The 12,035-nt window shown below is 72.9% G+C and carries 6 protein-coding genes and 1 riboswitch; of the genes, 1 reads left to right on the forward strand and 5 read right to left on the reverse strand.

Features of this window, described 5'->3' with window-relative positions; genetic code table 11:
- Positions 1–55 precede the first annotated feature (55 nt).
- The gene (locus tag AB0L37_RS00915) at positions 56–2,386 is read right to left on the reverse strand and encodes an FdhF/YdeP family oxidoreductase (protein WP_365497983.1); all 2,331 of its coding nucleotides are present in this window, start codon (positions 2,384–2,386) and stop codon (positions 56–58) included.
- A gap of 247 nt (positions 2,387–2,633) precedes the next feature.
- Between AB0L37_RS00915 and AB0L37_RS00920 the strand changes: the two genes are divergently transcribed.
- Positions 2,634–5,120, forward strand: coding sequence for a polysaccharide lyase family 8 super-sandwich domain-containing protein (locus AB0L37_RS00920; protein WP_365499163.1), 2,487 nt, complete (start codon positions 2,634–2,636; stop codon positions 5,118–5,120).
- Positions 5,121–5,143: 23 nt separating this feature from the next.
- Here AB0L37_RS00920 and AB0L37_RS00925 read toward each other — a convergent pair whose 3' ends face one another.
- From AB0L37_RS00925 to cobN, 4 genes are all read right to left on the reverse strand, one after another.
- A complete protein-coding gene (locus tag AB0L37_RS00925; RefSeq protein WP_365497986.1) occupies positions 5,144–5,983 on the reverse strand; it encodes a hypothetical protein in 840 nt (279 codons plus the stop codon).
- 16 nt (positions 5,984–5,999) lie between these two features.
- Positions 6,000–6,656, reverse strand: coding sequence for a PP2C family protein-serine/threonine phosphatase (locus AB0L37_RS00930; RefSeq protein WP_365497989.1), 657 nt, complete (start codon positions 6,654–6,656; stop codon positions 6,000–6,002).
- Between the two features lie 275 nt (positions 6,657–6,931).
- Positions 6,932–7,936 (reverse strand): AAA family ATPase, encoded by a 1,005-nt coding sequence (locus AB0L37_RS00935; protein WP_365497991.1) that lies wholly within the window; start codon positions 7,934–7,936, stop codon positions 6,932–6,934.
- Positions 7,937–8,041: 105 nt separating this feature from the next.
- On the reverse strand, positions 8,042–11,770 hold the full coding sequence (gene cobN / locus AB0L37_RS00940) for a cobaltochelatase subunit CobN (protein WP_365497994.1): 3,729 nt from the start codon (positions 11,768–11,770) through the stop codon (positions 8,042–8,044).
- 30 nt (positions 11,771–11,800) lie between these two features.
- Positions 11,801–11,962, reverse strand: a riboswitch (cobalamin riboswitch).
- Between the last annotated feature and the right edge of the window lie 73 nt (positions 11,963–12,035).

The following is a 12,035-nucleotide window of genomic DNA, read 5'->3' on the forward strand; positions in this document are numbered from 1 at the left end:
CTCCCTGGATCAACAGGTCGGCTGGGTACGGGGGTTGGCGGATGCGGGCGCGGGGCTACCGGGCCGGCGTCACCTCCACCGTCAGGTGCTTCATCAGCGGCTGGTCGCTCTGGGGGCTGTAATCACCCAGCGGGCACAGGGAGTTGAGCTCCGGCATGTAACCGATGGCGCAGCCGCGCGGCAGGTCGTAGGTGAGGGCGCGGTAGCCGTGCACGGAGCGGCGGCTGCCGTCCCTGGCGATGCTGGTGATGTCGACGAGGTCCATGTCGGTCAGGCCGCGCTCGCGCATGTCGTCGGCGCTGAGGAAGACGAGAGTGCGCAGGTTGCGCACGCCCCGGTAGCGGTCGTCGGACGAGTAGATCGTGGTGTTCCACTGGTCGTGCGAGCGGACCGTGGCGAGGGTGAGCAGGCCCTCGCCGGGGTTCGGGTCGGGCAGCGCCGCGAGGCTGAACTCGGCGCGCCCGGACGGGGTCTGGAAGATGCGCTCGCGGGCCGGCTGGCGCAGCCGGAAGCCGTGCGGGCCGCGCACCCGCCGGTTGAACGCGTCGAATCCGGCGAGGGCGTGCTCCATCGTGTCGCGGATCCGGTCGTAGTCGTCGACGTACGACTCCCAGGGCGTCGCCGAACCGGGGAGCGTGGCCCGCGCCATCGCCGCGATGATCGCGGGCTCGGAGAGCAGGTGCGGGGACGCCGGGCGCTTCATGCCCCGCGACAGGTGGACCATGCTCATCGAGTCCTCGACCGAGACGGCCTGCTCGCCGGCCTCCTGGAGGTCGCGCTCGGTGCGGCCGAGGCAGGGCAGGATGAGGGCGCGGCGGCCGTGGACGATGTGCGAGCGGTTCAGCTTCGTGGAGACCTGGACGGTCAACTCACAGTTGCGCAGAGCCTGTTCGGTGAAGTCGGTGTCCGGTGCGGCCCGGACGAAGTTGCCGCCCATGCCGACGAAGACCTTCGCCGCGCCGCTCGCCATGGCCTCGATGCCGTGCACCGTGTCGAGGCCGGGCTCGCGCGGCGGGTCGATGCCGCACGCGTCGGCGAGCCGGTCGAGGAACTCCTGCTTCGGGCGGTGGTCGACGCCGCAGGTGCGGTTGCCCTGGACGTTGCTGTGGCCGCGGATGGGGCAGGGGCCCGCGCCCTCGCGCCCGATGTTGCCGCGCAGGAGGAGCACGTTGACGATCTCGCGGACGGTGTCGACACCGTGCTCCTGCTGCGTGATGCCGAGGCACCAACTGATGATCGTGCGGAAGGAGTTGAGGTAGACGTCGCCCGCCGCGCGGATCTCGGAACGGGGCAGGCCGCTGGCCGCCTCCAGGTCCTCCCACGGGGTCGCCGCGCACAGGTCGCGGTACGCGTCGAACCCTTCCGTGAAGCGGTGGAGGAACTCCTCGTCGATCGCCTTCGGGTCCTTCTCGGCGGCCTCCAGGACGTGCTTGGCGATGCCGCGCAGCAGGGCGAGGTCGCCGCCGATGCGCGGCTGGAGGTTCAGGGTGCCGGTCGGGGTCGCCTTGAACGTGGCCATCGCGCCGAACTCGTGCGGCACGATCGTGCGCCCGGCCGCGGCCTCGATGAGCGGGTTGACGTGCACGACCTGGGCACCGCGGCGGTAGGCGTCGGCGAGGGCGGTGATCATGCGGGGCGCGTTCGAGGCGGCGTTGACGCCCATGACGAAGAGGGCGTCGGCGGTGTCGATGTCGTTGAGGTCGACGGTGCCCTTGCCGGTGCCGATCGCGGCGGTCAGCGCCCGGCCGCTCGCCTCGTGGCACATGTTGGAGCAGTCGGGCAGGTTGTTCGTGCCGTACTCGCGGGCGAAGAGCTGGTAGAGGAACGTCGCCTCGTTGCTGAGCCGCCCCGACGTGTAGAAGAGCGCCTCGTTCGGGGAGTCGAGGCCGCGCAGGGTCTCGCCGATGAGCGCGAAGGCGTCCGCCCAGGAGACGGGGACGTAGTGGTCGGTCTCCGGGTCGTACGAGAGCGGCCCGACGAGGCGGCCCGCGGCCTCCAGGTCGTAGTCCGGCCAGGTCGCGAGTTCGGAGACGGTGTGCGCGGCGAAGAACTCCTTGCCGGCGCGGTCGGGCGTCATCTCCCAGGTGGCGTGCTTGATGCCGTTCTCGCACAGGTCGAGCTTGAGGCCGTGCAGATCGTCGGGCCAGGCGCAGCCCGGGCAGTCGAAGCCGCCGTCCTCGTGGTTCATCACCGTCATCAGGCGGGTGCTGCTGACGGGCTCCTTCGCGCGGGCGAGGACCTTGCCGACGGACTTGGCGGCGCCCCAGCCCGCGGTGGGGTGCTCGTAGGGCTCGCGGGAGGGTTCGCCGCCGGTGGGGCCGTAGCCGCCGGCGGGGGTCTTGGTGCCGGGGCCGGTGCCGGTGCCTGCGTCGCTCTCGGTGGTCATCTCGTACGGGCCTTTCGCGCGGGGGTGGACACGGGATCCCAGTACCTCGTCCGCCTCCTTTCGAACGTACGCGGCGGGGGCCGGGCCCGCTCGGTGAGCGGGGACGGCGACAGGGCGCCGCCGGCGTTCGCGCCGGGGCCGGGAGGCCGGGCCCGACCGTGCGCCCCGGTGGCCACCGGGACCCCCTTCGCCCCACCTCTTGTCGCGCCCCGGCCCCTCTGACATCCTCCGGCGGATGGAGGTCACCGTGGAGATGTCCCGCAGACGCCTGCTCGCCGCCCTCGCCGCCACCGGGGTCCTCGCCGCCGTCCCGACGGGGTGGGCGAGCGCCGCCGAGGCCGACGCCGGGGCCGCGCGGCTGATCGAGAACACGGTGGGGATCTTCGCGGGCACCGCCGCCGCCAACAGCCGCCCCGAGACGGCCGCCAAGCTCGCCGCGATCGAGAAGACGGCCCGCACGAACCTCGCCGCGCTGGACGCCGCGAGCGGCGACGGCGAACTGTTCGCCGGGCTCCCGCTCGGCACCAGCGACCCGAACCTCAACAGCTCCTTCCAGCGGCTCTACGAGATCGCGCTCGCGACGCGCACCCCCGGCATCCCCCCCGACCTGTACGGGAGTCCGGCCGTGCAGGACCGCGTCCTCGACGGGCTCGCGTGGCTGCACACCCGCTTCTACGGGGACCAGTCGAAGGGGTACTACGGCAACTGGTTCTTCTGGGAGATCGGGATATCGCAGCACGTCAGCAAGACGCTCGTGCTGCTGGCCGAGCGGGCGCCCGCCGAGCTGACCGCCACGTACATCGCCTCCATGGACGCGTATCTGCGCAACGGCAAGGACGGCGACGTCGACCTCGACTCCCGCTTCCACACCGGCGCCAACCTCGCCGACATCACCACGAACCGCATCCTCCAAGGCGCCCTGACCGCCGACGAGGCGCGCATCCGCAAGGCGCTCACCGACCAGCTGACCGTCTTCACGACCATCGACCCGTACGCCCTCGACCACGGTGTGACGGACGGGTACTACGCCGACGGATCCTTCATCCAGCACGCGTCCGTCGCGTACACGGGCTCGTACGGGAAGGGGCTGCTCACGCGGGTCGTGCAGACGCTCAAGATCCTGGACGGGACCGGGTTCGCGCACGGCGACGAGCTGGTGCCGACCGTGTTCGGGTGGGTGCGGGACGGGTTCGCGCCGCTGATCTTCGAGGGCTGGATGATGGAGGCGGTGAAGGGCCGGGCCGTATCGCGCACCGGCTCGGGTTACGACGATGTCGCCGTGGTCGTCGAGGCCGTCGTCGATCTCGCCTCACTGGCCGAGGGCGAGCGGGCCGCCGCCCTCAAGTCCTATGTGAAATACGTGCGTTCGACGTCGCGGGCCGATCTCGACACCGCCGCCTTCGTGTCGCCCGTCAGCATCGTCCGCTACGCCGACATCCTCGCCGACGCCACCGTCCCGGCCGCCGACCTCAACCCGCCCGCCCGCTCCGTCGCCTTCAACGCGATGGAACGCACCGTGCACCGCCGCCCCGGCTACGCGTTCGCCCTGTCCCGCAGTTCGCGGCGGATCAGCAAGTACGAGTACATGAGCGGCGAGAACCTGCGCCCCTGGTTCCAGGGCGACGGCGCGCACTACCTCTACCTCTCGGGCCAGGACCAGACGCAGGCGTTCGGCGTCGACTACTTCACCACCGTGTCGCCGTACGGACTCGCCGGAGTCACCGCCCCCGTCGAACCGCGCCGCACCGTCCCGGAGCTGTACGGCCTTCCTTACTACGACAACCCCTCCCACCCCCTCAACTTCACCGCGTCCTCCGAGTCGCAGAACACGTACGTCTACTTCCCGACCGCCACCCAGGCCTACTCGGGCGGCGCCGTGCTCGGCGCCTACGGGGCCGTGGGCTGGGTCGCCTCCGACGACGTGCCGTGGCGGGACAAGCAGGCGGGCGTCCTGCCGGACGACTTCGTCGCGTACCGCGGCGCCCGCGCCACCCGGTCGTGGTTCCTGCTCGACGACGAGATCGCGGTGCTCTCGGCCGGGGTCGGGGACGCGCCGGGCGGCGGGCGGGCCGTGACGACGACGGTGGACGCGCGGATCGCCGCCGCGGGCGACCGGGTCGACGTCACCGAGGGCGAGGGATGGGTGCGGTACGCGAACGTCACGCGCGGCGCCGCCGTCGGATACGTACGGCTCGACGGGCCCGCGCCGAAGGTGCGCCTCGACACGGTCACCCGCAGCCGCCGCTCCGTCCGCACCGCGAACCCCGACACGGCGGTGACCAAGCAGGTCTTCTCGGTGAGCATCGAGCAGGCGGCCGGGGCCGAACTCGACGCGTTCGCCTGGGTGTTGATGCCGCACGCGACCGCGTCCGCCGTACGTGCCCCGTCCGCCGTACGCGTCCTCGCCAACACCCCGCGCCTCCAGGCCGTACGCCACGACGGCCTCGGCCTGACCGCGCTGAACACCTTCACGCCCGGCGCCCACCGCACCGCGGGCCTCACCGTCGACGGACCCGCGTCCGTCCTCGTACGCAAGGAGGGCGGGGAGACCTCCGTCGCCGTCTCCGATCCGACGACCGGACGGGACACCGTCTCCGTCGTGCTGCACGGGCGGGCGCTGCGGAAGGTGTCAGGGGACGACACGGTGCGGGTGAGCGCCGTCCCCGGCGGGACGCGGATCGAGGCCGTGACACGCCACGGCTACGGGCGCAGCCACCTCGTCACCCTGAGGTAGCCTCTGCGCTCTCCTCTGACAGGTCACTCCCACCAGGCGGCACGCACCCGTAGGGTCCCGGTGTCCGTGCAGCCGGCTCCGTTGGAGATCTCCTCGGTGTCCAGGTTCCAGCCGACGACACCGTTGCCCTTGCGGCCGAGTTCGATGAGGCGCTGCGCGGAGACCCGCGTGCCGTTCTGCACCTGGCAGTCGAGGACCGTCGTCCACGCCGTGCCGTCGAGCGCGGAGGCCGCGGCGAGGAGCGGGAGCGCGACGACCGTCAGCGCGAGCGCCACCCACTGCTCGGCGGCGGCGGCCCGGCGCAGCCAGGCGGGCGGCCGGTAGCCCTCGTCGTGGTGCGGCCCGTCGTGGTGCCCGCCGCCCCGGTGGTGCCCGCGGCGACCGGTGCGGTACTCGACGACGACGCCCTGCCGCAGCCCGTACGCCACGAGCGCGGTGGCCAGGCCCCACCACGGCCCGTACACGCACAACGCGATCAGGCCGACCGCGAGCGGGTTGGCGACGGTCAGTGCGAGCCGCCGGGCCGCCCCCTTCCAGCCACCGCCCGACGGCACCGCGCCGCGCGCCGCGAACAGCGCGAACACGACGCGCGAGACGACGACGCCGAGGACGCAGCCGAGCAGCGGGTCGGAGAGAACCATGCCGAGCAGGACGTCCGGCCAGTTCGACGGCTCCATCCCGAAGAACACGTCGCGCACGGCTTCACCGCCGCCGACGGTGTAGGCGACCTTCGCGACGGGCACGGCCAGCGCGAGCGCGAGCAGCACGGTGTGCCCGGGCCCGCCTTTCCGGTCGGCCTGGCCGCTCTGCCCGCTCCGCTTGCCCGGGCTGTCCGGATCATCCTGATGGCTCTGGTCGCTCACGCAGCCAGTGTCCACGTCACTCCGGCGGCCGCCCCACCAGCACCAACAGCGTGTCGTCCGCCGCTTCCCCGGCCCGGTGCTCCCGCAGCCGGCTCCCCAGTTCCCCGACGAGTTCGGCGCCGCCCCGGCCGGAGAGGTCCGCCGCCGCGTCCGCCACCGGGAAGAAGCGGCCCTTCGGGTCCCGGCATTCGGTGGCCCCGTCGGTCATCAGCAGGATGCGGCCGCCCGGCGCGAACGGCAGGTACGTCGTCTCCGCCCAGGTTCCGGCGACCCGGGCGAGGCCGAGCGGCGGTTCGGGCGGCATCGCGTCCGCCCATGCCGCGCGGCCCGCGCCGATCACGAGCGCCGGCGGGTGGCCGCAGCGCACGATCTCGCAGCCGCGTCCCTCGAAGAACGTCAGGAGTATCGCGGAGACGAAGAGTTCGGGGTCCTCGGCGGTGGCCAGGTCGTCGATCCGGCTGTCGAGGCGCAGGGCGATCCCGCGCAGCGTCGGCTCGCGCGGGCACAGCTGCCGCCAGTCGTCGATCACGCGCTGGGCGGTACGGGCGGCCGCGGGACCGCTGCCCCGCACATCGCCCACGATCATGCGGACCCCCGCCGGGATCGTCACGACGTCCCAGAAGTCCCCGCAGGGCAGCCCGTCGGCCTCCCCCGAACTTGCCCGCGCGTACACGTCGATACTCAGTCCGGGACAGGGCGGCGGCGGGCGGCCCGTGGTGTAGTACCGGCGTTCGTGTCCGTCCCGGTGGTCCTGTCCGTCCCGGTGGTCCTGTCGGTCCTGGCTCCGAGGGAGTTGCACAGCCCTCGCCTCCCTGGTGGTGCCGCCCCGTGCTGCCCGTGCGCGGGAACGCGGGCGAGCGTAGCGAAGCGCGGGAGCACGCACCGGCGGATGCGCCGGAAACCACCCGTCCTGGTCACCCGGCCGGATGGCGGAGCCTGCGGGCACCGTCAGTGGTTGCGCTCCCTGCGCCGCATCACCGTCTCCTGACCGGGCACGGAGCGCAGGCTCTCCAGGCCGAACTGGGCTTCCGCCGGGCCCAGTTCGAAAGCGTCGGGCGCCCGGCGCACCACCGAGGCGCGGACGAGCCCGCCGAGCGCCACGGGCACGTCCCGCTCCGGGAGCAGCCGGTCCGCGCACACCTCCGCCGCCCGCCGCGCCGTGAACGGTCCGGGGAACACCGCGAGCCGCGCCCACAGCAGCCGCTCCTGCGGGTCGCACAGCGCGTGGCTCCAGCCGACGGCGGCCCGCATCGACCGGTGCCGCACCGGTCTGCGCCGCGTCGTCTCGTCGGCGAGGCCGAGCAGTCCGCCGGGGGCGGCGAGCGCGCCGAGGACTTCCCCGGTGGTGTGCCGGCGCAGCTGCCGCGCCGCCAGTTCGACGGCGAGGGGCAGTCCGCCGAGCCGCTCGCCCAGCAGTCTGCGGGTACGGCCCGACGCGCCGCTCATGAACGGCGCCCGCGCGACGAGCAGCGCCTGTGACCCGGCCTCGGTGAGCGGTTCGAGCGGGATCACCCGCTCGCCGCCGACGCCGAGCGCCGCACGGCTGGTCGTGAGGAGGCACAGCCGGGGGCAGTCCGCGAGGAGCCGTTGCGCGCAGGCCGCCACGGCGTCGACGAGGTGCTCGCACGTGTCGACGAGCAGCAGGACCGCCCGCCGGCCGACGGCCCGCGCGACGGCGTCCAGCATGTCGCGGTCCGGTTCGTCGGCGACCCGCAGGGCGCGAGCCAGGGCGTGCGGCACCAGCGCGGGTTCCCGCAGCCCGGCCAGGTCCACCCGGCGCACGGGCCGGTCGGCGCCGGCCGCGGCGGCCGCGGCGAGCGCGCTCTTGCCGATCCCCGCGGCGCCGCGGACGGTGACGAGGCGGGCGTCGCCCAGCTCACCGGCGAGCGCGGCGCCCTCGTCCGCACGACCGACCAGCGCTTCGGTGGGGCGGCCGGACAGGATCGCGTTCATGACCCCCGAGTGTTCCGGCCGCCGCGTCCCCCGCCATCGGCACGTTCACCTATGCGGCACACCTAAATCCGCCGGGCGCCCCGCCTAGGTGTACCTACCTGAGGCCTAGGCCTCGTCCTCCAGGTCGCCCTCGGTCTCCAGGTACACCTGGCGCAGGGCTTCGAGGACCTGCGGGTCGGGCTTCTCCCACATGCCGCGCGACTCGGCTTCGAGCAGCCGCTCCGCGATGCCGTGCAGGGCCCACGGGTTGTTCTCGCTGAGGAACTGCCGGTTCGTCGGGTCGAGTACGTACGTCTCGGTCAGCTTGTCGTACATCCAGTCGGCGATGACCCCGGTCGTCGCGTCGTAGCCGAACAAGTAGTCCACGGTGGCGGCGAGTTCGAAGGCGCCCTTGTAGCCGTGGCGGCGCATCGCCTCGATCCACTTGGGGTTCACGACGCGGGCGCGGAAGACACGGGACGTCTCCTCGACGAGCGTGCGCGTACGGACCGTCTCCGGCCTCGTGGAGTCGCCGATGTACGCCTCCGGGGCAGTGCCCCGCAGGGCGCGTACGGTCGCGACCATGCCGCCGTGGTACTGGAAGTAGTCGTCCGAGTCCGCGATGTCGTGCTCGCGGGTGTCGGTGTTCTTGGCGGCGACCGCGATCCGCTTGTAGGCGGTCTCCATCTCCGTACGGGCCTGCCGCCCGTCCAGACCGCGCCCGTACGCGTAACCGCCCCACACCGTGTACACCTCGGCGAGGTCGGCGTCGGTGCGCCAGTCCTTGGAGTCGATCAGCTGGAGCAGGCCCGCGCCGTACGTGCCCGGACGCGACCCGAAGATGCGGGTGGTGGCCCGGCGTTCGTCGCCGTGCTCGGCGAGGTCGGCCTGGGCGTGGGCCCGTACGTGATTGACGTCGGCGGGCTCGTCGAGCGACGCGGCGAGCCGGACGGCGTCGTCGAGCAGCCCGATGGTGTGCGGGAACGCGTCGCGGAAGAACCCGGAGATGCGCAGCGTCACGTCGATGCGCGGCCGCCCCAGCTCCTCGTACGGGATCGGCTCCAGGCCGGTGACGCGGCGCGAGGCGTCGTCCCAGACGGGCCGGATGCCGAGCAGCGCGAGCGCCTCGGCGACGTCGTCCCCCGCCGTCCGCATGGCGCTTGTGCCCCACAGGGACAGGCCGACGGAGGTCGGGTACTCCCCGTTGTCGTCCTTGTAGCGGGTCAGCAGGGACTCGGCGAGGGCCTGCCCGGTCTCCCAGGCGAGCCGCGACGGAACGGCCTTCGGGTCGACGGAGTAGAAGTTCCGCCCGGTCGGCAGCACGTTGACGAGCCCACGCAGGGGAGACCCGGACGGCCCGGCAGGCACGAAGCGCCCTTCCAACGCCCTTACGGCATTGGTGAGTTCGGCACTGGTCCCATCGAGCCGGGGCACGACTTCCCGAGCGGCGAACTCAAGAATGGCGGCGACCGAATCAAGCCCCTCAGGGGACACCTCCCGGACGAAGTCTGGGAGAGATTGAGGAGCGGGGTCCGGGGCAGAGCCCCGCAACGTGGAGCTCACGACCCCCCGCACCGCGTCCGGCGCCCAGTCAACGGCCTCCATCGCCTCGACGAGCGCCCGCGCGGCCGACTCCGCCGCGTCCGCATCCGTACGGGTCGCCGCGGACTCGTCCAACCCCAGCGCCTCCCGCAACCCGGGCAACGCCTGATTCCCGCCCCAGATCTGCCGGGCCCGCAAAATCGCCAGTACGAGATTGACCCGGTCGCCACCAGCGGGCGCCTGCCCGAGAACGTGCAGCCCGTCCCGGATCTGCGCGTCCTTGACCTCGCACAGCCACCCGTCGACGTGCAGCAGGAAGTCGTCGAACCCGTCGTCGTCCGGCCGGTCGTCGAGCCCCAGGTCGTGGTCGAGCTTGGCGGCCTGGATGAGCGTCCAGATCTGCGCGCGGATGGCGGGCAGCTTCGCCGGGTCCATGGACGCGATCTGCGCGTACTCATCAAGAAGTTGCTCAAGCCGGGCGATGTCCCCGTACGACTCCGCGCGCGCCATCGGCGGCACGAGGTGGTCGATGAGCGTGGCGTGCACGCGCCGCTTGGCCTGGGTGCCCTCGCCGGGGTCGTTGACCAGGAAGGGGTAGATCAGCGGCAGGTCGCCCAGAGCGGCATCCGGCGCGCAGGCGGCCGACAGCCCGGCGTTCTTGCCCGGCAGCCACTCCAGGTTGCCGTGCTTGCCGAGGTGGATCATCGCGTCGGCGCCGAATCCACCGTCGTCGGCGGACGCCGCGATCCAGCGGTAGGCCGCCAAGTAGTGGTGGGACGGCGGGAGATCGGGGTCGTGGTAGATCGCGATCGGGTTCTCGCCGAAACCGCGCGGCGGCTGGATGAGGATGAGGAGGTTGCCGCGGCGCAGGGCGGCGAGCACGATGTCGCCCTCCGGGTTGCGGGACCGGTCGACGAACATCTCGCCGGGCGGCGGCCCCCAGTGCCGCTCGACGCTCTCGCGCAGCTCCTGGGGCAGGGTCGCGAACCAGCGCCGGTAGTCGGCGGCCGGAATCCGCACGGGATTCTTGGCGAGCTGCTCCTCCGTCAGCCACTCCTGGTCGTGGCCGCCGGCCTCGATGAGGGCGCGGATCAGCTCGTCGCCGTCACCGGAGACAAGGCCCGGGATCTCGGCCCGCGCGCCGAAGTCGTACCCCTCCTCGATGAGCCGGTCGATCAGCCTGACGGCGGACGCGGGGGTGTCGAGCCCGACCGCGTTGCCGATCCGGGAGTGCTTCGTCGGGTACGCGGACAGCACGAGCGCGAGCTTCTTCCCGGCGGCCGGAATGTGCCGAAGTCGCGCGTGGCGTACGGCGATTCCGGCCACGCGGGCGGCGCGCTCGGGGTCGGCGGCGTACGCGGGAAGGCCGTCCTCGTCGATCTCCTTGAAGGAGAACGGGACGGTGATGAGCCGTCCGTCGAACTCGGGCACCGCGATCTGGCTCGCGGCGTCCAGCGGCGACACGCCCTCGTCGTTCTCCTCCCAGTCGGCCCGCGAGGAGGTCAGGCACAGGGCCTGGAGGATCGGCACGTCGAGCTGGGTGAGCGCGCCGGCGTCCCACGACTCGTCGTCACCGCCGGCCGAGGCCTCGGCGGGGCGCGTGCCGCCGGCCGCGAGGACGGTGGTCACGATGGCGTCGACGGGCCGCAGCGCGTCGATCAGCTCGGGCTCGGGCGGCCGCAGCGAGGCCACGTACAGCGGAAGCGGACGGGCCCCCGCGCGCTCGATCTCGTCGCACAGGGTGTGCACGAAGGCGGTGTTGCCGCTCATGTGGTGGGCGCGGTAGTAGAGCACGGCGACGGTCGGGCCGTGGTGCTCCGCAGCGGCCGGGCGCTCCAGGGCGCCCCAGGTCGGCGCGGGCTCCGGCGGTTCGAAGCCGTGGCCGGTGAGCAGCACGGTGTCGGAGAGGAAGCGGGCGAGCTGGTCGAGGTTGGCGGGGCCGCCGTGCGCGAGGTAGGCGTGCGCTTCGGCGGCGATGCCGATGGGCACGGTCGACGTCGCCATGAGCTGGGCGTCCGGGGCCTGTTCACCGGTGAGGACGACGAGCGGGACGCCCGCGGCGGTGAGCCGGTCGATGCCGTCCTGCCAGGCGCGGACGCCACCGAGGAGGCGTACGACGACGAGGGCGACGCCGTCGAGCAGCGCGGGCAGTTCGGTGTCGACGTCGATCCGGGAGGGGTTCGCGAAGCGGTAACCGACCGGGGCGCCCGCGGCGTTCGCGGCGCGGGCGCTCAGCAGGTCGGTGTCGGAGGTCGACAGGAGCAGGAGCTCACCGTGGGGCGTGGGCTGCGACTGCTGGGGCTGCTCGGGCATGCGTCGTCTGGCCTTCCTCGGGGTGTCCGCGCCCCGGGTGGTCTGGACGGCAGGAGTTCCTGACTCACCCCGTGGTGGCGTCCACGGAGTTCACAGTGGCGGGACCGCGCCGGATTCGCACCGGCTTCCTCCCCTGTCGCCGTCGCTGGCGATGTGACGGCCCGGGCTCGGACCGTCACGGTCATCGTACGGGGCCGGTCCGCGGGGCGGTACGTGATGGTGGCCTCCGTCACGGAGGCCGCGGTGGTGCCCATGGGTATGCTCC

It is taken from the genome of Streptomyces sp. NPDC052225, from assembly GCF_040679615.1.
Lineage (GTDB): Bacteria > Actinomycetota > Actinomycetes > Streptomycetales > Streptomycetaceae > Streptomyces.